Below are 23,159 nucleotides of genomic sequence, written 5' to 3' on the forward strand. Positions count from 1 at the left end.
CGCTTATCCCGCTTATCCCGCGCGGCGGGAGACAGGTGTGTCCCGACAGGAGATGGACGGCGCCAAGCGAATTAGTTAACGCTCTTTCCAGTTGCTTGCGCGTGGAGGTATCGGCATGCGTCGTCTGGCCGCACTCGTCTCCCTACTCCTCCCCTTCCTTCTCCCTCCCGTCCCCGCCCACGCCGGCTCGACCCCGCTCCAGGTCTACGGGGCCTGGCACTGCGGCGACGACGCCTGCATCTGGGGCACCGTCCGCAGCACGACGGACTTCGATTCCAAGAACCACTGGCTGATCGACCGCGGCGACGGCCGCCCGTCGGTCAATCTCGTGGTGCTCAGCTTCGTCCACCCGGTCAAGCTGCTGCACAGGACAACCGACGCACAGACCCTGGACGGCGTGCCGCGCGGCATGACCTCCGACATCGTGAACTACTTCACGAGCCGCGGAATCCGGGTGATGCTCTCCATCGGAGGCATCACCTACACGGACGCGTGGAACGCCGCACTGGCAGAGAACGCGACGCAGTTCGGCCGCAACGCCGCCGAGGTCGCCCAGCGGCTCGGCGTCGGCATAGAGATCGACTACGAGGAGAACAGCAGGCCCGACCTGGTCGGTCTGCAGGCCTTCATCGACGCCTACCGCTCCGCCCTGCCGTACGACGCGACCGGCGCCGACCCGGCCGCCCGGCTCACCATCGACCTCGCCGCCGGCGACCGATGGCTCATCGACATCGGCAGGAAGGCCACGGCGGACTGGCTGCGCACCGACCTCCCGGTCCTGGACTACGCCAACGCCATGGTGCCCGCCCGCCAGCCGAGCACCTCCGGAGCCATCGCCAACTGGCAGGAGCACATCGACGGCAAGCCCACATACTCCCCGCCGATCCCGCCGCTGGCCCCGGCCAAGTTCACCGGCGCGTTCTACATCGCCGAAGGCAACAAGGTCCGCCCCGAATGCACGGACTTCGACGCGTCACTGCAGAAGTCCACGGGATCGTTCGTCCAGACGGCCGCGCCGAACGGCGCCGGCCTCACCCCCGGCATGCTGGGCTACATGTTCTGGGCGGCGGAACGTCCCTCCACCAGGGGCGTGACCACCGCACCTCCGAACTCCTGTGAAGGCGGGGTGGGCGGCGGCGCCACCGCGTACGCCATCCCCCTCCCGATGCCCGCCCTACGGCAGAGCTGACCGCATCGCGGCGCCGGGCCGCACCGCCGGCCCGGCGCCGTTTCCGAGGCGTGTGCCGCGGGAGGCGTGGTCATCTGGTGGTGAAGACGGCGGCGTAGACGCCGTTCTCCATGTCGATCCAGGTCGGGTAGAGGCCCCTGGCGGTCATCTCCTTGAACCGCGTCTGGTACTGGGCGGCGGTCATCCCGTGGAAGGCGTACCATCTGCCGATCCGGTCTTTGCGCCAGACGGTCGTGTAGGACCTGCCGTCAGGCCCGACGGCGACGGCGGACGGCCGATATCCGGCCCTGACCTGGGCGTCGAAGAGGCGCTGGTATTCCGCTGCGGGAACGGAGGTCGTCACGCTCCAGATCACGCGCGAGGTGTTCTTCTCCCAGACGGCCACGAAGCGCGGGCTGGACGCCGTGCCGTACGTGTTGATCGACACCGGGACGTAGCCGTCCCGTCGCGCCACGCCGTTGGCCTCGTTGAGGCGCGCGGTGTCGACGCCGTGGCGGGCGAAGAAGCCGTTCGCCTTCTTCTCGAAGATCGCACTGTACATGGCGCTCTGCCCGCTGCCCGTGGCGCTGATCATGACCGGCTGGTAGTCGTTGGCCACGTAGGCGTCGAACCGCGTCTGATATCCGCTCAGATAGCCGTACGAGATCAGGATCCGGTGCGGGCCGCGTCGGGTGTCCCAGAACCCCGAGTACCTGTCCTGGGACCCCTCCAGTCCGACCGAGAAGCTCACCGGACCGTAATCTCTGGTCTGCATGAGCGGGACGTCCTCGCGCATCTGGCGCCGTGTCAGGCCATGGTGGCCCCAATACCGGTAGGAGGCGTCAGCAGCACGCGTGCCCGTACGGGCGTCCGCCGATGCCGACGCCGATGCCACGGCCGGCGGGGCGGCCACCGAAACGACGGCCAGGACCAGCGCGGCGGCCGTCGTGATCTTCCAAGGAGTGCGCATCGTCTTCTCCGTTGCGTATCGGGTCCGGACGTGACCCGGTTCACCGGGACGACTCGTATTAACGGCCAGGTCGCTTTCACGCTGATTGCACGGGCTTGAAAGCGACCTGCATCGGGGGCGCGGTCTCGTCGGCGCGGACCGGCTCGTGCTGCGAAGATTGGCTCATGGCTGTCCCACAGGTGACGTACGACGATGTCGTCGCCGCGCGCGAGCTACTCAAGGGCGTGGCCGTCCAGACCCCGGTGCTGCACTCCCGTGTGCTGTCCGAGGCGGCCGGAGGTCCCGTACACCTCAAATGCGAGAACATCCAGCGGGCCGGATCGTTCAAGATCCGCGGAGCGTACGTCCGGATCGCCCGGCTCACCGACGACGAGCGGGCCAGGGGGGTGGTCGCGGCCAGCGCCGGCAACCATGCTCAGGGCGTGGCGCTCGGCTCGACGCTGCTCGGGGCCAAGTCCACCGTCTACATGCCCGAGGGCGCCCCGCTGCCCAAGGTGGAGGCCACCAGAGCGTACGGCGCGGACGTCGTCTTCGCCGGCCACACGGTCGACGTGGCACTCCAGGCGGCGCGGGAGCATGCCGACAGGACCGGCGCGGTGTTCATCCACCCGTTCGACCATCCCGACGTGGTGGCCGGGCAGGGCACGATCGGGCTGGAGGTCCTGGAGCAGTTGCCGGAGGCGGCCACGATCGTGCTGCCGATCGGCGGCGGGGGCCTGGCGGCCGGCGTCGCGCTCGCGGTGAAGTCGCTGCGGCCGGGCATCAGGGTGATCGGCGTGCAGGCGGAGCGGGCCGCCGCCTATCCGGAGTCGCTCGCGGCCGGTCACCCGGTCATGGTCGAACCGACCTCGACGATGGCGGACGGCATCGCGGTCGGGCGGCCGGGCGATCTGCCGTTCGAGCTGATCCACTACCTGGTCGACCGGGTGGTCACGGTGTCGGAGGAGTCGCTGTCGCGGGCCCTGCTGCTCTGCCTTGAGCGGTCGAAGCTGCTCGTCGAGCCCGCCGGCGTCGCCGGGGTCGCCGCGCTGCTCGACCAGCCGCACGCGTTCGACCCGCCGGTCGTCGCCGTGGTGTCGGGCGGCAACATCGACCCGCTGCTGCTCGCCCGGGTGCTGCGGCACGGCCTCGCGGCGGCCGGGCGCTATCTGGCCTTCCGGATCCGGCTGACCGACCGGCCCGGCGCGCTCGCCGCGCTCCTGCACCGGCTGGCCGAGCTCGGGGCCAACGTGCTCGACGTCGTGCACGAGCGGGTGGGCTCCCGGCTGCACCTGGACGAGGTCGAGGTGCTGCTGCAGCTGGAGACCAGGGGGCCCAGGCACTGCGACGAGGTGCTCGCCGCACTCCGCCGCGACGGCCACAAGCTGCACTTCTCCTGAGCGAGCCGAAGGTCCATCCGATTCCGCCTGGAATGGAATAAGATCAAGTAAAACTTCGTCTCTTGGAGTCCGGCATGGCCGACGACGCGCCCGCTCCCCGGAAGCTCGACACCACGGTGCCGCATCCCGCCCGGATCTACGACTACTGGCTGGGGGGCAAGGACAACTTCGAGGCCGACCGGAAGGTCGCCGAAGCCGTCATCAACGTCTCCCCGGGGGTCGTCGAGGGAGTCCGGGACAACCGCGCCTTCCTCGGGCGTGCCGTACGGTTCCTCGCGGAGCAGGGGATCGACCAGTTCCTGGACATCGGCACCGGAATTCCCACCCAGGGCAACACGCACGAGGTCGCCCAGGCGGTGAACCCGGCGGCCAGGATCGTCTACGTCGACAACGACCCGATCGTGATGAACCACGCCCGTGCGCTGCTGCGCGGCACCCGGGAGGGCAGGACCGCCTACGTCGAGGCGGATCTCCGCGAACCGGACAGCATCCTCAAGCACCCCGACACGCTGGCGACACTCGACTTCGGCCGGCCGATCGCCGTCGTGATCGTGGGCACGCTCATGTTCATCAGGGACGAGGAGGACCCGTTCGGCATCGTCAGGCGCTACACCGACGCGAGCGTGCCCGGCAGCTACCTCGCCATCTCCCACGTCACCGGTGACTTCGCGCCCGAGTCACTGGAGGCCTTCGCAGCGGCCTACAACACCGGTCCCGTACCGCTCACTCTCCGCACCGGCGCCGAGATCAGCCGGTTCTTCGACGGCTTCGAACTCGTGGAGCCCGGCCTGGTGGCGGTCGGCGAGTGGCGTTCGGACCCGGATGAGGACCCCTTCCTGGCAAATCGCGTGCACGGTGGGTACGGAGCGGTGGGCAGGAAGCTCTGATCGACGGGCCCGGCACCCGGGCGCGGGCGATGGCGAGCCTCAGGCGACGGCGGGGGGACGGCGGGGCTGGAACAGCCAGGCGTCGAAGAGGGAGGCCAGCTTCTTGCCGGACAGCTGCTCGGCCAGCGCGACGAACTGCTCGGTCGTGGCATTGCCGTACCGGTGCTCGGTGGTCCACTTCTTCAGCAGCTGGAAGAACACGGCGTCGCCGATCTGCTTGCGCAGCGCGTGCAGTGTCATCGCGCCGCGCACGTAGACGGAGGTGTTGAACAGGTCGGTGGCGCGGGCCTCGCCCGGCGGGTAGCTCCACATGGGGTCTGCGGGGTTCGCGTAGTGGCGCTGGAACAGCGTGTCCGCCGTGGCCTCGCCACGGTGCTCCGCCCAGAGCCACTCCGCGTAGCTGGCGAAGCCCTCGTTCAGCCACAGGTCCTTCCACCTGGTGATGCTCACGCTGTCGCCGAACCACTGATGGGCGAGTTCGTGGGCGATGATGCCGCTTTGTGGGGAAAATCCGCCGTAGATCGGTTTTGTCTGGTTCTCCAGCGCATAGCCGGAGGAGTAGTCGTCGATCACGCCTCCGGTGGAGGAGAACGGGTAGGGCCCGAACACGGTCGACCAGTAGTCGGTGATCTTCGCCGTCTCGGCGTAGAGGCTGTCGAGCGAATTGCGGAAGGCCGGGGCGACGGCCGTGTAGATCGGCACGCCCTTCGCTGTCTTACCGGTGCGTACCTCGAATCTCCCGGTCGTCATCGTGGCGAGATAGCTGGCCATCGGGTGCTTCTCCCGCCACACGAAGGTGGTCTTGCCGTCGACCGTCTTCGGCTCGCCGACGAGCTCGCCGTTGGCGATCGCGGTCAGCCCGGCCGGCACGGTGATCTCGAAGTCGTAGGTGGCCTTGTCGGCCGGGTGGTCGTTGGACGGGAACCACGTCTTGGCCCCGTTCGGCTCCGAGGTCACGAACGACCCGTCGGCGGTCGGTACGAACCCGTACGTGCCGAGGTTGACGTAGTCGCGGATGGGTTCCGGCAGACCCGAGTAGTCGACCAGCACCTCGAACCTGTCGCCCTTGGATATCCGGCCCGCCGGGCGGACGGTCAGCTCGTCGCCCTGGCGGCCGAACCCGGCCACGGCGCCGTCGACCGTCACCCGGTTCACCGTGAGCCCGCGCAGGTCGAGGTTGAACGAGGTCAGGTCATGCAGGGCCGTCGCGCGGATCGTCGCGCTGCCGGCCAGTCGCTTGGTCGTGGGGTCGAAGGACAGCCGCAGCAGGTAGTGCCGTACGTCGTAGCCGCCGTTGCCGTCCCCGGGGAAGGCGGGGTCGCCGATGCCCGCTGCGCCCACCGTGCCCGAAGCGAGCGCGGCGAGCGGGCCGGTCCGCTCCACGCCCCGGGCGTCACCCGGCGTGGCCGCCGGGACCGCCTCGGGCGCGGCCACCGCGCCCGAGCAGGCGGTGGTGACGGCGAGGACCGCCGCGGCGAGCGCGGCGGTCACGGACGTGGTGGGGCGACGGAGCGCGGACATGGCCAGGCCACCTTATGCGAGGAGGAGGACTTGGCTCCTTTGATCACCGCGCCGTTCGCCGATCAAAGCCGGAGAAGGGCAAAAAGTCTTCCATTCCCCAGCGGACCGCTGAATTACGCCTGACAAACTGCCCATCACGCCGATGTCAGGGCAAAGTTCGTCAGGTTCGGGTCAGAGGTTGCCCCGCCGCTCCTGCTCGCGCTCGATGGCTTCGAACAGGGCCTTGAAGTTGCCCTTGCCGAACCCGAGTGAGCCGTGCCGCTCGATGAGCTCGAAGAACACCGTCGGGCGGTCGACCACGGGCTTGGTGAAGATCTGGAGCAGATAGCCGTCCTCGTCGCGGTCGACCAGGATCCGCCGCTTCTTGAGCTCCTCGATCGGCGCCCGGACCTGGCCGATGCGGGCGCGCAGCTCGGGGTCGTCGTAGTAGGAGTCGGGCGTGTCCAGGAACTCCACGCCGGCCTTCCGCATGTGGTCGACGGTGGCCAGGATGTCGTTCGTGGCCAGCGCGATGTGCTGCACGCCCGGCCCGCCGTAGAACTCGAGGTATTCGTCGATCTGCGACTTGCGCTTGCCTGCTGCGGGCTCGTTCAGCGGGAACTTGACCTTGCGGGTGCCGTCGGCGACGACCTTGGACATCAGCGCGGAGTACTCCGTCGCGATGTCGTCGCCGATGAACTCCGCCATCTTGGTGAAGCCCATGACCCGCTCGTAGAACTCGACCCACTCCTCCATGCGCTCGACGTTGCCGACGCAGTGGTCGACCGCCTGGAAGAACCTGCCGTTCCTGACGTCGGGACCGGCCACGATGGGCTCGGCCGCGACGTACCCCGGCAGGTAAGGGCCGTGGTAGCCGGACCGGTCGACGAGCGTGTGCCGGGTCTCGCCGTAGGCGGCGACCGCCGCGAGCGTCACCTTGCCGTGCTCGTCCTCCACGACGTACGGCTCGGCCAGCCCGCGCGCCCCCTGCGAGAGCGCGTGCCGGTAGGCGGCCGGCACGTCCGGCACGTCGAGCGCGAGATCGATGACGCCGTCACCGTGCGCGGCCACGTGCTCGGCGACGGCCGTGCCCGGCCGTACGGCGCCGCGCAGCTCGAAGCGCGCGGAACCGGACTCCAGCACGTACGCCACCTCGTCGGGGCTGCCGTTCTCCGGGCCGCGGTAGGCCACCAGGCGCATCCCGAACGCCGTCGAGTAGTAGTGGGCGGACTGCTTCGCGTTGCCGACCGCGAAGACGACCGCGTCCATGCCGTTCACCGGAAAGACATCGTTCATAAGCCCACTGTCAGGCTAGCTAGCCAAATTGTGCAAGAGTGAGTTGAATTAGTGGACAATCTGTATATCCAGTAGCCATGACCAAAGGTAGATGTTGTGACGATTGATCAGCTCGATGCCCGGATCGTCTCTTTGCTGACAACGGAACCGCGCATCGGCGTGCTCGAATGCTCCCGTCGGCTCGGTGTGGCCAGGGGCACCGTCCAGGCCAGGCTCGACCGGCTGGCCGCGCGCGGGGTGATCACCGGGTACGGTCCCGACATAGATCCGGCCGCGCTCGGGTTCGGCGTGACCGCGTTCGTGACGCTGCAGATCCGGCAGGTCGCCGGGCACGTGCCGGTGGCCGACCAGCTCGCGCTCATCCCCGAGGTCCTGGAGGCGCACACGATCACCGGAAGCGGCGACATGCTGTGCCGGGTGGTGGCACGCGACAACGCCGACCTCCAGCGCGTCATCGACCTCATCGTCGACGTTCAGGGGGTCGTACGGACATCGTCAGTAATCGCTCTCGACACGCCTGTGTCGTACCGGATCCTGCCGTTGGTACGCGCCGCCGGGGGATAGGCTTCCCCACCTGTCGCTATGGGCTCGTTGTCGGGCATGGCCGGCCATCGTTTACCGTGGAACTCATCCCCCCAGCTCACAGGTGTAAGCGGACGTTTCGGGGGGAAACGCGTGGACAGCGGCGACTCAGGCCCCATGCGCCGGGGCGGCCCCAGGGCTCACGATGACGACAGAGGTCCCCTGCACGACACGGTGCCGATGCACGCGCTGCGTCCGGCGGACCAGGAGCGGCCGGAGGGCGGCTCCGCTGCCGGGGTCCCGCCACCGACCCGGCGGCGGAGAAGAAGGCTGCGCGCCCTCCTCGTCATGATGATCTCGGGTTTCGTCGTGCTGGCGGTGGCCTTCGGCGTCATCTGGTTACTCACGCCGATCCCCGACAGCACGAAGAAGGACGCGACTGCCGAGGGCTCGGTCATCTATTACCGCAACGGCAAGAACATTCTGGCCAAGCAGGGCGTGAACCGGGAGAACGTGCCGCTCGCCCAGGTGCCGAAGCCGGTCCGGGAGGCCGTCATCGCGGCCGAGAACCGCACGTTCTACCGGGACAAGGGCGTCTCGGTTTCCGGCACCGCCCGCGCCGTCTGGTCCACGCTCACCGGCCGGCAGCTCCAGGGCGGATCGACGATCACCCAGCAGCTGGTGCGCAACTACTACAGCGGAATCGGACAGGAACGCTCCATCTCGCGCAAGCTCAAAGAGATCATGATCGCGCTGAAGGTGGACCGCTCGAAGTCGAAGGACTGGGTGCTGGAGCAGTACCTCAACACGATCTACTTCGGCCGCGGCGCGCACGGCATCCAGGCCGCCTCCCGGGCCTATTTCGACACCGACGTGCAGAACCTGGACGTGGCCCAGGGGGCCTACCTCGCCGCGGTCATCCAGCAGCCGAGCCGCTTCGCCAACCCAGAAGGATCGGACCTGGAGGCGGTCAGGGCGCGGTGGCGGTCGGTGATCGACGGCATGGTCGAGATCGGCGCGCTCGGCCGGGCGGAGGCGGGCCGTCAGACGTTCCCCGAGCTCGCCGAGCAGAAGCCGCCGCTGGCGACGACCGGTCAGGACGGCTACATGCTGGCCCAGGTGCGCGCCGAGCTCAACCGGCTCGGCTACAGCGACGAGGACATCAACCAGGGCGGCCTGAAGATCACCACGACGTTCGACCGGAGGCTGATGCGACTGGCCAGGGAGGCCGTCAAGTCGGTCCTGCCCGACGACACCCCCAAGAAGGTCCGTACGGGCCTGGCCGCCGTCGACCCGGCGACCGGTGAGGTGCGCGCGTTCTACGGCGGCGACTTCGCGGCCACGCAGTACGACAACGCCTTCTCGGCCAAGGTCCAGGCCGGGTCGACGTTCAAGCCGTACACGCTGGCCGCGGCCCTCGAAGCGGGCTACGGGCTCGGCACCCGCGTCTACGGCGACTCGCCTCTGAAGATCGGCTCAGCCGAGATCCCCAACGCCGGGGGCAGGTCGTACGGCTCGGCCATCACCCTGGTCGAGGCCACCCGCGGCTCGGTCAACACCGCGTTCGTCGATCTCGGGCAGAAGGTCGGCCTGGACAAGGTCGCGGCCGCGGCGGAGGCGGCCGGTATCCCGGCGGAGCAGATCGCCCCGCACGCGGGCGCCGCGACACTCCCGCTCGGAGTGGCGTCGGTGAGCGCCGTACAGCAGGCCTCGGGCTTCGGCACGTTCGCGGCCGGGGGCATCCACCGCGACGCCCACGTGATCCGCGAGGTGACCGACGCCGCCGGGAACACGCGGAAGTTCACCGCGCCGGAGCGGCGGGCGTTCAGCGAGAACACCGCCGCCGACGCGACCTACGCACTCCAGCAGGTGGTCCGCGGCGGCACCGGCACGGCGGCGGCCCTGCCCGACCGGCCGGTCGCCGGCAAGACCGGGACCACCGACGAGTCGGCGGCCGTCTGGTTCGCCGGATACGTACCTCAGCTGTCGGTCGCCGTGAACATGTTCCGCGACGACAACAAGCCGGTGCGGATCCCCGGATGGGGCGAGCTGTACGGCGGAACGCTGCCCGCGCAGATCTGGCGCACCTTCATGACCGGCGCCCTGGAGGGCAAGCCGGTCAAGGAGTTCCCGCCGCCCGTCACCTGGGATCCCAACAATTTCTGGGACGCCTACGCGATGGGCCGAAACCCCGACCGGCCCGGCGTCGAGCTCGGCTACCCCGACCCGTCCGGCGCGCCCACCCCCCTCCCCTCGGAGGCGGGTACGGAAGATCCGTACGGCCAGGCCGGACCGCAGGATCCCGACGATCAGGGCCAGGCCGGCCAGACGCCCGGTGGTGAGACACCGGGTGCGCGGACGCCGGGCGGCCGGACACCAGGAGGGACACCGGGTGGAGGCGGGGGACAGAGCACCCGCCCGGGAGCGTCCCCGGCGCCGCAGCCGACGACGAACCCCGCAGGCCCGCCGGACGACCCGCCCGGATTCGAAGCCGACAGCCCACCCACCCAGCCCCTGGCCGTCCACTGACGACACCCGGCTCTCGGGCCCACGCATGCGATCAGCGGTGTCGTGGTCCTCGCGTCGGGTCTGTCCGGCCGTCGCCGTCGTCGTGCAGGCCGAGCCGTACGGCCAGGCCGTCGAGCAGCGCGCGCAGCCCCAGCTCGAACAGGTCGTCAAGGATCAGGTCGTAGCCCTCCGTGGACAGGGTGGCGAGCATCCTCGCGAACGTCGGGTGGCGGCCGGAGCCGGTGATCGCCTCCATCGCGGGCGTCTGCCTGTCCGCCCACTGCTCCTCCGACATTCCCGATGAGCCGAGTGCGTGCTGTTCGCGTTCCAGGTGGACGGCGATGCCCTGCACATAGCTGAAGAACAGCACGTGCAGGTCGCACATGGCCGTCGCATCCAGACCGAGGTCGTCGAGCGCGACGAGCGCCCACTCCGCGTGCGTCGCCAGGTTGGGCAGCGGCAGCGGCCTGGTGATCGGGCTGAGCTGGGCCAGCCACGGGTGCCGCCGGTAGAGCGACCACAGCGTGCGCGCGCCGAGCTCCAGGCGTGCGCGCCAACCCGCCGGCGGCCGGGCCGGGTAGCCGAGTTCGCCGAACGCGGTGTCGGCCATCAGCACGATCAGTTCGTCCTTACCGGCCACATACCGATATGGCGCCATCGTCGCGACCCCGAGCCGGGCCGCGACGCTGCGCATGGACAGAGAGGCCAGCCCTTCGGCGTCGGCGATCGCGATGGCGGCCCGCACGACCCGCTCACGGCTGAGATCCTGCTGCCGGTCGCGTCGGCCGGATCGGTGGGCCGTCCCACGGACGGCCGGGCGGACGGTCTGGTGGGCGGGCGCGTGCACCGTCGATCGAGCCTCGGCCGATCGTGCCTGGCCCGATCGGACGACCACGCTGCCGGAGCGGGGCTCCGTCCGGACCAGCCCCTCCTGACGCAACGTGGCGAGCGCCTTGGCGGCCGTGGCCGTCGCGACCCCCCATTCGGCGGCGATTCCGCGGATGGAGGGCACCTTGGCGCCCGGCATCAGCTCTCCCCGTGTGATCCGGCGCCGCAGTTCAGCGGCGATGCTCAGGTAGGGCGGCTCCGCCGACATTCCCACTCCGTTCTGTGCTAGTACAGATAATCCTCTGTACTAGCACAGAAATCGCCTGTTCGACAATGTAGTGGCATGGTTGGTGCGTGGTCATTGCACGCGTACAGCGTACGAAAACTGGAGGAGCGCCATGCGGAAGGTCCTGATCTCCGGGGCAGGCGTCGCCGGCGAGGCGCTGGCCTACTGGCTTCGACGCGAGGGCTTCTCGGTGACGGTGGTGGAGCGGGCATCCGGCCCGCGGACCGGCGGTCAGGCGGTCGACATCCGTGGTGTCGCGCTCGACGTGATGGACCGCATGGGCCTCGGCGAGCGGATGCGGGCCGCACGCACCCGGATGCGTGGCATGTCCATGCTGGACGGTCACGGCAACGAGCTGTTCCGGTCCGAGGAACACACCTTCGGCAGTGGCAGACTGGACGGCGAGGACGTCGAACTGCTGCGTGAGGACCTGGTCGCGATGCTGCACGAGGCGACCGGGGACCGGGTGGAGTACGTCTTCAACGACTCGATCAGCACCCTTGAACAGGACGAGCACGGGGTCCGGGTCGAGTTCGAGCGCGGCGGCAGCCGTACCTTCGATTTCGTCGTGGGCGCGGACGGCATGCACTCGAGCGTGCGGCGGCTGGCCTTCGGCCCGGAGCACCGGTTCAGCAGGTATCTCGGTCAATACCTCGCGATCTTCCCGATGGCCAACTTCCTGGGGCTCGACAACTGGCAGATGTGGTTCAGGGACGAGCCCTCCGGCGTCGGCGGCGCCATCTACCCGGTACGTGACAACACCGAGCTGCGGGTCACGCTCGGGTTCATGTCCGCCGATCCGGTGGAGTACGACCACCGGGACGCGCGGCAGCAGAAGCGAATGATCACCGAGCGGCTGGCGGGCACAGGTTGGGAGACGCCGAAGCTGCTGACCGCCATGACCGACGCGGCGGACTTCTATTTCGACGCGATGGCGCAGATTCAGATGGATCACTGGACCGCCGGGCGGGTCGCGCTGGTCGGCGACGCCGGCTACTGCGCTTCACCCCTGTCCGGCCAGGGCACCAGCCTGGCCTTGGTCGGCGCCTACGTGCTCGCCGCTGAGCTCGGCCGGCGCGGCGCGGACCATGCTTCCGCCTTCGCCGCCTACGAACAGCGGATGCGCCCGTTCGTCGTGCTCAACCAGGCGCTGGCCACCGAGAACCCGGGTGGTCCCGCCAGAGAGGAGTCGGTCGAACGGGCCAAGCACTCCATCTCCCTGGACGCCGACACCTCGGTCGCCCCCTGAGCCGCCACCTTCACCCATCGGTAACGGCTCCTGGACATCGCTCGATGATCTGCCTGGCGCAGCGCCATGGATCTACGGAGGAGGGCTTTGGCCGCGGGCCCGGCTATCCGGCCGGGCGTTCCTCCTGTTCGTCGGTGAACAGGTCGCCGGTGGAGGTGACGGTGACGGCGCGCCGGGCCCACTCGTCGAGCTGCTTGAGGTCCGAGCAGGCGGTGATGCGGGCGCGCTCGGCGTCGGAGACGGGAATGCCCCGCACCTCCAGGATGGTCAGCACCGCCCTGGCCTCACCCTTTGCGAGGCCTTCCGCGAGGCCTTCTGTCTTGCCCGCGCCGAAGTGCTTGCGGGCGAAGGGGCTGTAGACCGGCCAGGTGGCCGAAGCTGATTCCATGATCTTCTCCATCACGCGTCGGGCAGCATGTGATGCCAGGCGATATGCGTGACCGGAAGCCCGCCGGGCACGTCGACACCGAGATGGTCGCGCAGCATTTCCACGGCGAGCTGCGGCCGGTTGCGGAACATCAGGTTGAGCGTGTCATGCAGGGGGGGAGGCATGGCACTGAACGTTACCCTACGAGCACGGTACGTGACGCACGCTTGTGCGACCGCCCGCCGCGATCTGCTCAGTGGGCGAGTTCCGCGCGGAGGTCGGCGGGGGAGGTGACGGGGGCACGACAGGTGAACCGGCGGCAGACGTACGCCGCGGGCTCGCCGCCGATCAGGCCGCGTCCCTCCAGGAGCGGTACGTCGGCGGCGCCGTCGCCACGCGCGATGACCAGGCCGGGGGTGGCGGCCAGCACGGCGGCCCGGTGCAGCGCCTCGGTCCCGGGGTGGCCGGGCGGCCCGACGATCGCCACCTCCGCCGGGCCGTACAACGCGGCCTGGGCGACGGCGAGACCCCAGCCGGCGAACCTGGCGAACTTCCCGGCGAGCACGGAGACCGCGCCGAGTGCCGCCTCGGCAGCCTCCCGGTGCCGCGCCGAGCCGGTGAGCGCGGCGTACGACAGCAGCGCTCCGGCCGCCGCGAACTGACCCGACGGCGAGGCGTTGTCGGTCGGATCCTGTGGCCGCTGGAACAGCCGTTCGCCATCGTCGGGCACGTCGAAGAAGCCGCCCGACCCGTCGGGGAAGTGGGTGAGCACGGTCTCCAGGAGGTCCTCCGCCATGTGGAACCATCTGGTCTCGCCCGTGATGCCGTAGAGCGTGAGATAGCCCTCCGCGACGTTCGCGTAGTCCTCCAGCACGCCGGCGTTGGCGCCCGCCCGCCCGTCACGCGAGGTCCGCAGCAGCCGCGCCGGGCCCCGTGCCGTGACGTGCAGCTCGGCGAGGAGCTCGGCCGCGCCGCGTGCGGCGTCGATCAGATCGGGACGCTGGAAGAGCGTGCCCGCCTCGGCCAGCGCGGCGATCGCCAGGCCGTTCCACGCGGCGACCACCTTGTCGTCCCGCCCCGGCCTGGGCCGCCGCTCGCGTGCCGCGAGCAGTGCCGTACGGACCCGGTCGAACCGGGCCGGATCGTCGGGGTCGGTGAGGAGTTGGAGCACGGACGTCCCGTGTTCGAACGTGCCCGCCGCCGTGACCTCGAACAGCGCGGCCGCCCAGGCGCCGTCCTCCGCGCCGAGCACCTCGTGGAGCAGGTCGGGCGTCCAGACGTAGAACAGCCCCTCGCCGTGGCCGCCGTCCGGGCCCGCGCTGTCGGCGTCCAGCGCGGAGGCGAAGCCGCCCTCCGGCGTGCGCATCTCGCGCAGCAGCCAGTCGGCGGTCTCCAGCGCGACCCGCCGCGCCGGCGGCGCGCCGGTCGAGCGCCACCAGTGGGCGTAGACCCGCAGCAGGAGGGCGTTGTCGTAGAGCATCTTCTCGAAGTGCGGCACCACCCAGCCGGCGTCCACCGAGTAGCGGGCGAAGCCGCCGCCGAGCTGGTCGTAGATGCCGCCCCTGGCCATCGCCTCCATGGTCCTGTCGACCATGGTCATGCCGTCACCGCCGGTGGCCGCGGCGTGCCGGAGAAGGAACTCCAGGACCATCGACGGCGGGAACTTGGGCGCGCCGCCGAAGCCGCCGCGCCGTTCGTCGAAGCTCTCCGCGAGGTTGCGTACGGCATGGCCGAGAAGCTGCGCGTCGGGCAGCGGACCGGAGGGCAGCGCGGACCGATCGCCCAGCGCGTCCACCACCTTCGAGCCCTGGGCGACGACGCCCGGGCGGTCTTCCCGCCACGCCTGGGCGACTCCCCGCAGCAGCTGCTGAAAATGGGGCCTGGGGAAGTACGTCCCGGTATAGAACGGATGTCCCTCCGGGGTGGCGAACACGGTCATCGGCCAGCCGCCCTGACCGGTCATGGCCTGCGTGGCGGCCATGTAGACGGCATCGACGTCGGGCCGCTCCTCGCGGTCGACCTTCACGTTCACGAACAGCTCGTTCATGAGCCGGGCCGTCGCCTCGTCCTCGAACGACTCGTGCGCCATCACATGACACCAGTGGCACGCCGAGTAGCCCACGCTGATCAGCAGCGGGACGTCACGTCGCCGGGCCTCCTCGAACGCCTCCTCGCCCCAGGCGAACCAGTCGACCGGGTTGCCCGCGTGCTGCAGCAGATAGGGACTGGTCGCGTCCTTCAGCCGGTTCACTCGGATCATCCTCTCCGGCATGCGCGGTGCTGGCCTCTCCAGTCTGCGTGAGCCGTACGGCCGAGGGCAAAGCGGGGATGATCGTTCCCTTACGAGGGCGAGAGACGTCAGGGGGACCCGGGGGGATGTGTTCCGCCGACGGCGGGCGTAGGCTCACTGGGCGTGGGGCTGGATCTGGACTTCGCCGTAAGGCATTCGGGACGCGCGCCGTCCGCGCTGACCCGGCGGGACGTGGCGCGGGCGCTGCTGGCCGTGCCCTCTGGGCAGGCCCTGGTCTCCCTTCCCGACCTGCGCAGGGAACTCGCCGCGGCGGGCAACCCGCTGTCGACCGTGTTCTGGGAGTCGGCCAAGGCGATGCTCACGAAGATCGAGTCCGGCGTCGCCACGGTGGGCGAGGTACGGCACTGGCTGGAGTCGAGCGGGACCGAGCCGATCATGCTGACCCGCAGCTACTTCCTCTGGCCGGAAGAGGACGAGCGTGGTCCGGTGGCGACCGAGATGTACGAGCGGCTGGTGGCGTTCCTGGAGGAACGGCTGGCCTCCGGCGAGATCGACGCGGACGCGCTGGCCGCGGGCGACCAGCGAGCGAGGGACGCCTACGAGGAACTTCAGGAACGCTGGCTCGGCACGCCGCTTCCCGACGGTCGCGTGCCGAACGTGGTGGTCAACGACGAGCAGGATCAGGAGCTCTTCGCGGCCTGGGACGAGGAGGAGGCCTTCGCGCTGAGCGAGCTGCGCCGGGTGCTGGCGGACCTGCCGGAGCCGCCCTTCCCCGCGGCCGATCTCCGGTCGGCCGCGGCGCGGCTGCGTGTCACGCTGACCCGCCCCGGCTATCCGGGCAACATCCTGCGTGCCGTGGCCGGGCTGGACGAGGATCTGCCGGAAGGCGGGATTCCGGACGCGGACGCGCTGCCCGAGTGCGACGAGGACCTGTGGCTCACCGTCGCCGCCGGGATCGCCGCCCCGATCTCCGATCTCCCGGACGAGGAGGACGCCGCCCGGTTCTTCGACCTGGACCGCGAGCTCAGCCACGAGGACTCGATCCTCGCCTCGCTGTGCGCGATCAACCACGCCGACTGGCTCGCCACGGTGATCACGCTGGCCCGGTACGGCCCCGGCGTGCTCGCCTCGCCCGAGCGGATCGCCCGGTTCATCGCCGACTCCGAGGACGTCGACGTCGAGCCGGACGAGCCGGAGGATCTGGAGGCGACCGAGATGCTGTTCACGGCCGTCACGCCTCTGTGGGCGCATCTCGGCATCGTCGACAAGGCCGAGGTGTTCACCCCGCTCGGCTGGTGGGGGCTGCCCAAGGCCCTCGAACGTGCCTGGTCGGTGCGGTAAGGCGGCGTGGGCTCGGGCCGGTCACGACTCGGGCCTGTCCACCAGGTCCTGATATTCCGGGTGGCGCCGGATGTATTCGGCCACGAAGGGGCACAGCGGGGTGACCGTGAGCTCGGCGGCCCGCGCGGAGTCGAGGGCTTCGCGGACGAGCGTGCTGCCCAGTCCCCTGCCCCCGAACTCCTCGCCGATCTCCGTGTGGGTGATGACGATCCTCCCACCGGGCCTCAGCCGGTAGTCGGCGAAGCCCGCGAGGACCCCGTCCACCCTGATCTCGTATCGCGACGCCTCAGGGTTGTGGGCGACCTCGATCATTTGTCGCCGCCGTTCGTCCGCGTGCCGTTCTCGTGCCTGTCGTCCGGTGTCTGGATCTTGGCGATCTGCCGGTTCATCGACTTGATCAGGAAGAACAGGGCCAGACCGATTGCGGCGATGACGAGGAACGCGAGGATCCCCGGGCCGTAATTCGTTTGCTCCACCCCTCCAGCTTATGAGCAGGTAGGGGAGACCTCCGCGTGGATCCCCGTGAAGAGGTCGTCCTCCGGCGGAGTGGTGTCGACCAGGGACCTCGCGAGGTGGTAGTCCTCGGTCGGCCAGACCTCCTCCTGGACCTCGCGGGGGCAGACGAACCAGAACCCGTCCGGATCGACCTGGGTGGCGTGCGCGAGCAGCGCGCGGTCCCTGGTCTCGAAGTAGGCGGCGCACGGCACCCTCGTGGTGACGTCCCACTTCTGCGGGCGGTCCTCCCAGCGGGCGATCCAGTCGCCGTACGGCGAGCCGATCCCGCGCGCGGTCATCGCCTCGTGCAGCGCCTCGAAGCGCTCCCGGGTGAAGCCCATGTGGTAGTAGAGCTTCAGCGGCTGCCACGGATCGCCGGTGCCGGGGTAGCGGTCCGGGTCCCCGGCCGCCTCGAAGGCCTCGATGGACACCCGGTTCGTCATGATGTGGTCGGGGTGCGGGTAGCCGCCGTTGTCGTCGTACGTCAAGATCACGTGGGGGCGGAACTCCCGTACGGCGGCGACGAGGGGGGCCGAGGCGGTCTCCAGTGGTTGGACGGCGAAGCAGCCATCGGGGAGCGGCTCGTTCTCGTCCTCGGGAAGTCCCGAGTCGACGAAACCGAGGAAACGCTGCTCGACGCCGAGGATCTCACGCGCCTTCGCCATCTCCTGCCGGCGGACCTCGCCGATGTTCTCCAGGATGTCGGGCCGATCCATCTTCGGGTTCAGGATGGAGCCGCGTTCACCTCCGGTACAGGTCACGACGAGGACCTCCACGCCCTCCGCGACGTACCTGGCCATCGTCGCCGCGCCCTTGCTCGACTCGTCGTCGGGATGCGCGTGCACGGCCATCAGCCTCAACGATGCACTCACGACTCTCCTCATGGTGTGCTGGGTCCGCAGAAGAGGTTAGCTTCTAATGAGCCACATGTTCCGGATCCGCTTCGCGCTCCGGAGCCACGGCTCACAGACGATCGTCTCGCACAACACCGACGAACATCAGGGAGATTCCGCGATGCCCAGCGACAAGGCCGCTGCCGGGGCGGCCACGGGAGCCCGTGCGGAAGCGGCCGGGGACCGGCCCATCCTCGGCACGCCTGAAGAGTTCCCGCCGCGCCCGCGGCGCCGCGGAGGTTTCCTGGTATATGTCGTCATCGGCCTGGTCGTCGCCGTCCTCGCCGGCGGCTGGGGGTACGTCATGCTGACCGCCACCGGCAACCCCCTGGTGACGCCTCAGGTGATCACCTTCGACGCGAGCGCGGCCGATTCCGCCGAGATCACCTTCACCGTGCACAAGCCCGCCGACCGCGCGGCGACCTGCCGTCTGCGGGCGCTGGATACCGGGCACGCGGAGGTCGGCAGCCGCGTGATCGATGTTCCCGCGGGTAAGGCAGAACTGACCCTGAAGGAACGGCTGAAGACGAGTTCGCAGGCCACGGCGGTCTATGTCGACTACTGCGATCTCGTATAGTGGAATCTTTGGGAAGCGTTCGAAGACGGGTAGGGTCTCCGCATATCAGAGGGGACACGACCCATCTTTCGAGTCACTTACGGAAACAAGGAGAGCCCGTGGCCGTCTCCCAGAACGAAAACGTCACCTGGCTGACGCAAGAGGCGTACGACCGTCTCAAGAAGGAGTACGAAGAGCTTTCTGGCCCGGGTCGCATTGAGATCGCCAAGAAGATCGAAGCCGCCCGGGAAGAGGGTGACCTCAGGGAGAACGGCGGTTACCACGCCGCCAAGGACGAGCAGGGCAAGATGGAGGCCAGGATCTTCCATCTGCGTCAGATCCTGGACACCGCCAAGGTCGGGGAGGCCCCCCGCACCGAAGGCGTCGTCGGGCCCGGCATGACCGTCACCGTCCGCTTCGACGGCGACGAGGAGGAGGTCACCTTCCTGCTGGCCTCCCGCGAGGAGAGCGGTTCCCCCATCGACGTCTACTCGCCGAACTCCCCCCTTGGATCCGCCATCAACGGCAAGAAGATCGGCGAGAAGGCGACCTACACGCTGCCCAACGGCAGACAGAACACCGTCGAGATCCTCGAGGCCGTGCCGTACGTCGGCAACTGAGCCACCCGAGCGCGCGAAGTAACGGAAAACTCCCCTTTCCGGCGAAGAGCCGGGAGTCTCGTGGATTGCGAGATTCCCGGCTCTTGCGGCAATCTCATCCTGGAACGGACCAGGATGTCCCGGGCGGGATCCGCCCGATGCCGCGGAGAGGGGGGTGCTCGTGCTCGACCATGGCCGAGCGCGGGCCCGTGTCCTCCCCCGGCGGACCCCGGTCGACCCCGTGCGCCGGGCCGTGGGCCTGCGCAGAACGGTCTCCCTCATCGCCGTGCTCCTGGTGTCGATCCTGGTGGCCGATCTCGTGATCCTCCTCCGATTGGACGACACGGAGCAGGCCGACGGGCCGGTGGTACGGCGACCGCACAGCCGGTACGTCGCGGCGGCGGAACGGGCCGGCGGAGGCCGGGAGGGCACCGGTGACTCAGGGACGCAAGGACGGCCCGGGAACGACGCCGAACGGCAGGGCGGCGTCGCCGACCCGGTGGCGCCGCTGACGCGGCTGATCTCCCCGCATCTCTTCGTGGTGTCCGCCCATCCGCTCGCGGCCGAGGTCGTGGCGAAGGTCCGACGCCAGAAAGGCGTGAAGGCGGCCGAGGTGACCGACGCCGCCGAGGTGCACATCGACGGCAAGCGGGTGCAGACGATGGGCGTCGATCCGTCGACGTTCCGCGCGTACACCCCGTCGAAGACGGCGGGCTCGGACGGGCTGTGGCAGAACATCGCGGCCGGGGACGTGGCGGTGTCGTTCGAACTGGGCCACGACGGCGGCGTCGAGCTCGGTTCGACGGTCGACGGGGGCGGACTGCGGCTGCGGGTCGGGGCCTACGCCACGGTCGGGATGGGGTCGATCGCCGCGGTGGTGTCCCGGCGGACCGCCCGGTCGCTCGGCATCCCGGAGGGCAACGCGATGGTCGTGAGCGCGCCCGACGTCGACTCGGCGAAGTTACGCAGGCGGCTGCTGAAGATCCTGCCCAAGGGCAGCCAGGTCGCGACGATCAACCCGGTGGTGGTCGCCCCACGCGGCACGACCGCCTGGCCGGCGACCGCATTCATGTCGCCCCAGCAGCTCCAGGTCGCGCTGCGTGCCGCCGTCGGCAAGCTCGGCCGCCCCTACGTCTGGGGGGCCGAGGGCCCGAACAGCTTCGACTGCTCCGGACTGGTGCAGTGGGCCTACCGGCAGGCGGGGGTGCGGATGCCGCGGGTGGCCGCGCAGCAGTGGGCGTCGGGGCCGCAGATCCCGCTCTCCCAGGCCCGGCCCGGAGACCTGCTGTTCTGGCGCAACGATCCGACCAACCCCCGCTACATCTCCCACGTGGCGATCTACTGGGGCGACGGGAAGATGCTGCACGCCCCGCGCACCGGGGACGTGGTCAAGATCGCCCCCATCTACACCAAGAACCTCGCCGGCGTGGTGCGGGTCAGCCCCGCGGTCTCCGCCCGCGTCCGCTGACGCTCCCCGGTGGGGTCCCCACGAACCTTGGCCGGGGTCCGGTAACCCACCCGTAGTGGCTCTGGCGCGAACTTCGTGATCGGCTACGCGGGGTGGCGCTAGCCTGTGTAGCCGATCAGGTGCTTGCGGAGCAGGTCGAGCTTGGCGCGGCCGTACATCTGACGCTTGAGGGCCTTGAGCCTGTTTGTTGACGTTCCCTTCGACCTTGTCTCCACGTCCCTCACGTCGAAACCGTCGTATGACGAGCTTGCAGCGCTGGTGGTGCGGTTGGACGCAGAGCTGGGAAGGCGAACGCGCGGATCGCGGAGTTGGAGGCTCGGCTGGGGCTGAACTCGGGTAACTCCTCCAAGCCGCCGAGCTCGGACGGGCTGGCCAAGCCCTCGCCGAGATCGCTGCGGAAGATCGGGCAGCGCAAGCCGGGGCGGCCGAAGGGGACCCCAGGGGCGACGTTGATGCAGGTCGATCGGCCGGACAAGCGGGAGAGGCACGAGCCCGAGCGGTGCCGGAGCTGCGGCCGTGACCTGGCCGGCGCACCCGAGGCCGGCATGGAGCACCGGCAGGTGTTCGGCATCCCAGTCTCGGGCGCGAGCGTGCTGAAGGCGGTCAAACGGGCCGCTGGACGGCTGGAGGGGTTCTTGGCCCGCGCGTGTGAGGAGATCGCCTCCGCCCCGGGCCGACCGCACATTGACACCCTCGTGATCGTCGGTGTCTAGCCAGTCGATCAAGAACAGGGGTCGCGTTCGCGTGCCATCATCCCCGATCGACGTGCTCTCCCGCCACCTGGAGCACGTCACCATCTGCGATCCGCTGTCCGACCTGCCCGCCCTGGCCGAGGTGCTGGATGCCATACCCGACCCCCGCAGCCGCCGCGGACGCCGCTACCGACTCGGCCCGCTGCTCGCGTTAGCCCTGCTCGCCGTGCTCGACGGAGCGACTTCCCTAGCGAAGATCACCCGATTCATCGCCGGATACGATCCCGAGCTACGCGCCCGGATCGGTCTCCCGGTCACCGTACGGCCGGCCGCCTCCACCCTGGGACGGCTGCTGGCCCGCCTGGACGGCGACACCTTCGACGCTGCGACCTGCACCTACCTGTCCAAGCTGACCGCCGCACCACCAGCGGCCGCCGCGAACGGCAGAGCGGCGCTACTCGGCCTGGCCGTGGACGGCAAAACCCTGCGCGGCAGCCGCACCGGCAACGGCGTCGCCCACCTGCTGGCCGCCACCCGCCACGACACCCAGACGGTGATGGCTCAAGCCCAGGTCGCAGCCAAGAGCAACGAGATCCCCGCGTTCACGCCTCTGCTGCCTCTTCCATGCCCTCGTTGAACTCGCCGAGGGCCGCCCCTGGCTGCCCGCAATCGCATAAGCCGACACAGGGCGATCTTGGTGACCTAACAGTTATGGTCAACCAGTCCCTGAGAAAGAGCTACACCCAGACCGGATTATCTGAGCAGTTACGTTTCGCTACCGCTCTGGAAACCGCTGTTGACCAGGCCGGGAGGAGCGACGGAGATCGTAGTCGATACGCTCGCTTAGGCGGCTCAGCACGACCAGACGCATGAAGTCTTCCCTGGTCGGAACGCTGAGTTGGAGGGCCGCATGGGATGCGGCGTTTGCCGCCTCTGCCGGGTCCGGGTACAAAGCCTTCTGGAGAACTACCAGGGCACAGCTGGTCAAATCCAACTGGTTCTTCTTCGTAGTGTCAGGCGCATCCCTCAACATCCTCCTCCGTACATCTTCGGCTTCGCGCCCCAGTTCTGAACGCACAAGCTCCCGCTCGCCCTCAAATCGCTCGCCATGATCGAGTATCTGCAAAACTTTGACCGGAATCGGGCCTTTAATTGCGGCTATCCTGATGACATTCGAGACCAACTCTTTGACGACGGCAGGTGCAATCTCGGGAGATGGGTTGGCGAGGATTCGCCTGAATCCAGGTTCATCCAGGAAGAATGCTCGGGGATGCAAGTAGGCGAAGGGTATAATGGAGTTTGGAAGCGGATCGGTGATTCGGAATACATATCGGGGAGATCGCAACCATTCGGGAGTGAGTGACTGCCCAGTGATCTTCTCACCCAGAGCCAGGGCGCGTGCTTTCCGCTCCGGTGCTGTCAGATCCTGAAGCAGATTCACCTCGGCCAGGGCGTCATCAAGCGCCGCCGGCCGGGCACCCGATCGTTGCTCCACGCCATCAATATCGAACATGGTATCGATTACCCCATCAACGGCGTAGGCGATGGAACTGTCCAACTCGACGTTCCAAAAGATATTCAGGGCGCGGCCGCCCTGCGATAGCGATCTCAGGACAACGTCTCGAGAGCCCTGGTAGCCCTCCGACTCGAACGCGAGCGTCCAGTCACCGAATACTGAGAGTTGGACCAACTCGCCACCGATGTCCTCTTCAAGTTCTTCGATGTCTTCTTCATCAGCCCACAGCCCCGTTTCCACGTCGGCGCCGAACCTACGCGCCACCTCGTCCAGGTCGCGTTCATCGCACCAGGTTAGGCACAGATGGCCAGGAAGACCCGCTTGGAGCAGCTTGGCATACTTGGAGTTCACAGACTGCAACTGTTCTCCTTAATGGAAGGAATGTGGC

At 69.0% G+C, this 23,159-nt stretch carries 23 protein-coding genes and 1 pseudogene; 12 read left to right on the forward strand and 12 right to left on the reverse strand.

Features of this window, described 5'->3' with window-relative positions; translation table 11 throughout:
• Nucleotides 1–115: 115 nt before the first annotated feature.
• On the forward strand, nucleotides 116–1,189 hold the full coding sequence (locus AP234_RS16620; protein ID WP_055480568.1) for a glycosyl hydrolase family 18 protein: 1,074 nt from the start codon (nucleotides 116–118) through the stop codon (nucleotides 1,187–1,189).
• A gap of 70 nt (nucleotides 1,190–1,259) precedes the next feature.
• Here the strand turns inward: AP234_RS16620 and AP234_RS16625 are convergent, their stop codons facing one another.
• Nucleotides 1,260–2,138, reverse strand: coding sequence for a hypothetical protein (locus tag AP234_RS16625; protein ID WP_152990451.1), 879 nt, complete (start codon nucleotides 2,136–2,138; stop codon nucleotides 1,260–1,262).
• Between the two features lie 164 nt (nucleotides 2,139–2,302).
• Here AP234_RS16625 and ilvA point away from each other — a divergent pair, with 164 nt between their 5' ends.
• Together ilvA and AP234_RS16635 are read left to right on the forward strand one after the other, a co-directional pair.
• On the forward strand, nucleotides 2,303–3,517 hold the full coding sequence (gene ilvA / locus AP234_RS16630) for a threonine ammonia-lyase (protein ID WP_055480570.1): 1,215 nt from the start codon (nucleotides 2,303–2,305) through the stop codon (nucleotides 3,515–3,517).
• Nucleotides 3,518–3,591: 74 nt separating this feature from the next.
• Entirely contained in the window at nucleotides 3,592–4,404 is an 813-nt protein-coding gene (locus tag AP234_RS16635; RefSeq protein ID WP_055480571.1) for an SAM-dependent methyltransferase, read from the forward strand.
• 39 nt (nucleotides 4,405–4,443) lie between these two features.
• Here AP234_RS16635 and AP234_RS16640 read toward each other — a convergent pair whose 3' ends face one another.
• Both AP234_RS16640 and hppD read right to left on the reverse strand, forming a co-directional pair.
• Nucleotides 4,444–5,925 (reverse strand): M1 family metallopeptidase, encoded by a 1,482-nt coding sequence (locus AP234_RS16640; protein WP_055480572.1) that lies wholly within the window; start codon nucleotides 5,923–5,925, stop codon nucleotides 4,444–4,446.
• Between the two features lie 171 nt (nucleotides 5,926–6,096).
• Nucleotides 6,097–7,200, reverse strand: a complete 1,104-nt coding sequence (gene hppD, locus AP234_RS16645; RefSeq protein WP_055480573.1) for a 4-hydroxyphenylpyruvate dioxygenase — start codon at nucleotides 7,198–7,200, stop codon at nucleotides 6,097–6,099.
• Between the two features lie 96 nt (nucleotides 7,201–7,296).
• Here hppD and AP234_RS16650 point away from each other — a divergent pair, with 96 nt between their 5' ends.
• Entirely contained in the window at nucleotides 7,297–7,764 is a 468-nt protein-coding gene (locus AP234_RS16650; protein WP_055480574.1) for an Lrp/AsnC family transcriptional regulator, read from the forward strand.
• A 111-nt stretch (nucleotides 7,765–7,875) separates the two neighbouring features.
• Nucleotides 7,876–10,251, forward strand: coding sequence for a transglycosylase domain-containing protein (locus tag AP234_RS16655; RefSeq protein ID WP_235558202.1), 2,376 nt, complete (start codon nucleotides 7,876–7,878; stop codon nucleotides 10,249–10,251).
• A gap of 31 nt (nucleotides 10,252–10,282) precedes the next feature.
• Here the strand turns inward: AP234_RS16655 and AP234_RS16660 are convergent, their stop codons facing one another.
• Nucleotides 10,283–11,326 carry a TetR/AcrR family transcriptional regulator C-terminal domain-containing protein gene (locus tag AP234_RS16660; RefSeq protein ID WP_055480575.1) on the reverse strand — a complete coding sequence of 348 codons (1,044 nt, stop codon included), beginning with the start codon at nucleotides 11,324–11,326 and terminating at the stop codon, nucleotides 10,283–10,285.
• A 130-nt stretch (nucleotides 11,327–11,456) separates the two neighbouring features.
• Here AP234_RS16660 and AP234_RS16665 point away from each other — a divergent pair, with 130 nt between their 5' ends.
• Nucleotides 11,457–12,593: an FAD-dependent monooxygenase gene (locus AP234_RS16665; RefSeq protein WP_055480576.1), complete on the forward strand. Its 1,137-nt coding sequence runs from the start codon at nucleotides 11,457–11,459 to the stop codon at nucleotides 12,591–12,593.
• Nucleotides 12,594–12,696: 103 nt separating this feature from the next.
• On the opposite strand, the gene AP234_RS16670 is transcribed toward AP234_RS16665, so the two are convergent.
• From AP234_RS16670 to AP234_RS16675, 3 genes are all read right to left on the reverse strand, one after another.
• The gene (locus tag AP234_RS16670; protein WP_152990452.1) at nucleotides 12,697–12,981 is read right to left on the reverse strand and encodes a hypothetical protein; all 285 of its coding nucleotides are present in this window, start codon (nucleotides 12,979–12,981) and stop codon (nucleotides 12,697–12,699) included.
• Between the two features lie 11 nt (nucleotides 12,982–12,992).
• Nucleotides 12,993–13,145 carry a hypothetical protein gene (locus AP234_RS37270; protein WP_160330456.1) on the reverse strand — a complete coding sequence of 51 codons (153 nt, stop codon included), beginning with the start codon at nucleotides 13,143–13,145 and terminating at the stop codon, nucleotides 12,993–12,995.
• 68 nt (nucleotides 13,146–13,213) lie between these two features.
• Nucleotides 13,214–15,211: a thioredoxin domain-containing protein gene (locus tag AP234_RS16675; protein ID WP_235558203.1), complete on the reverse strand. Its 1,998-nt coding sequence runs from the start codon at nucleotides 15,209–15,211 to the stop codon at nucleotides 13,214–13,216.
• A 162-nt stretch (nucleotides 15,212–15,373) separates the two neighbouring features.
• Here AP234_RS16675 and AP234_RS16680 point away from each other — a divergent pair, with 162 nt between their 5' ends.
• Nucleotides 15,374–16,552, forward strand: a complete 1,179-nt coding sequence (locus tag AP234_RS16680) for a hypothetical protein (RefSeq protein ID WP_055480578.1) — start codon at nucleotides 15,374–15,376, stop codon at nucleotides 16,550–16,552.
• A 21-nt stretch (nucleotides 16,553–16,573) separates the two neighbouring features.
• On the opposite strand, the gene AP234_RS16685 is transcribed toward AP234_RS16680, so the two are convergent.
• From AP234_RS16685 to mca, 3 genes are read right to left on the reverse strand one after another with little or no spacing between them, the layout of a single operon-like run.
• Nucleotides 16,574–16,864 carry a GNAT family N-acetyltransferase gene (locus AP234_RS16685; RefSeq protein WP_055480579.1) on the reverse strand — a complete coding sequence of 97 codons (291 nt, stop codon included), beginning with the start codon at nucleotides 16,862–16,864 and terminating at the stop codon, nucleotides 16,574–16,576.
• Nucleotides 16,861–17,028: a hypothetical protein gene (locus AP234_RS37275; RefSeq protein ID WP_160330457.1), complete on the reverse strand. Its 168-nt coding sequence runs from the start codon at nucleotides 17,026–17,028 to the stop codon at nucleotides 16,861–16,863. Before AP234_RS37275 ends, AP234_RS16685 begins: the two co-directional genes overlap by 4 nt.
• A gap of 9 nt (nucleotides 17,029–17,037) precedes the next feature.
• A complete protein-coding gene (mca, locus tag AP234_RS16690) occupies nucleotides 17,038–17,919 on the reverse strand; it encodes a mycothiol conjugate amidase Mca (protein WP_055480580.1) in 882 nt (293 codons plus the stop codon).
• Nucleotides 17,920–18,061: 142 nt separating this feature from the next.
• On the opposite strand from mca, the gene AP234_RS16695 reads away from it, so the two are divergent.
• The 3 genes from AP234_RS16695 (at nucleotide 18,062) to AP234_RS16705 (ending at nucleotide 20,563) form a co-directional block, all read left to right on the forward strand.
• A complete protein-coding gene (locus AP234_RS16695; RefSeq protein WP_055480764.1) occupies nucleotides 18,062–18,517 on the forward strand; it encodes a DUF4307 domain-containing protein in 456 nt (151 codons plus the stop codon).
• Nucleotides 18,518–18,615: 98 nt separating this feature from the next.
• The gene (gene greA / locus AP234_RS16700; protein WP_055480581.1) at nucleotides 18,616–19,116 is read left to right on the forward strand and encodes a transcription elongation factor GreA; all 501 of its coding nucleotides are present in this window, start codon (nucleotides 18,616–18,618) and stop codon (nucleotides 19,114–19,116) included.
• Between the two features lie 154 nt (nucleotides 19,117–19,270).
• Complete coding sequence (locus AP234_RS16705; RefSeq protein WP_063842960.1) at nucleotides 19,271–20,563, forward strand: C40 family peptidase; 1,293 nt, start codon at nucleotides 19,271–19,273, stop codon at nucleotides 20,561–20,563.
• A 98-nt stretch (nucleotides 20,564–20,661) separates the two neighbouring features.
• Here the strand turns inward: AP234_RS16705 and AP234_RS39210 are convergent, their stop codons facing one another.
• A complete protein-coding gene (locus AP234_RS39210; protein WP_268778063.1) occupies nucleotides 20,662–20,787 on the reverse strand; it encodes a hypothetical protein in 126 nt (41 codons plus the stop codon).
• Between the two features lie 72 nt (nucleotides 20,788–20,859).
• Here AP234_RS39210 and AP234_RS36290 point away from each other — a divergent pair.
• Together AP234_RS36290 and AP234_RS16715 are read left to right on the forward strand one after the other, a co-directional pair.
• Nucleotides 20,860–21,276, forward strand: a pseudogene (locus AP234_RS36290) (DUF6444 domain-containing protein); the annotation flags it as partial.
• Between the two features lie 31 nt (nucleotides 21,277–21,307).
• On the forward strand, nucleotides 21,308–21,892 hold the full coding sequence (locus tag AP234_RS16715; protein ID WP_055480584.1) for a transposase family protein: 585 nt from the start codon (nucleotides 21,308–21,310) through the stop codon (nucleotides 21,890–21,892).
• Between the two features lie 138 nt (nucleotides 21,893–22,030).
• Here the strand turns inward: AP234_RS16715 and AP234_RS36295 are convergent, their stop codons facing one another.
• Complete coding sequence (locus AP234_RS36295) at nucleotides 22,031–23,122, reverse strand: DUF6461 domain-containing protein (protein WP_152990453.1); 1,092 nt, start codon at nucleotides 23,120–23,122, stop codon at nucleotides 22,031–22,033.
• Nucleotides 23,123–23,159: the final 37 nt, after the last annotated feature.

The organism is Sphaerimonospora mesophila, from assembly GCF_001417795.1.
Classification (GTDB): Bacteria; Actinomycetota; Actinomycetes; order Streptosporangiales; family Streptosporangiaceae; genus Sphaerimonospora; species Sphaerimonospora mesophila.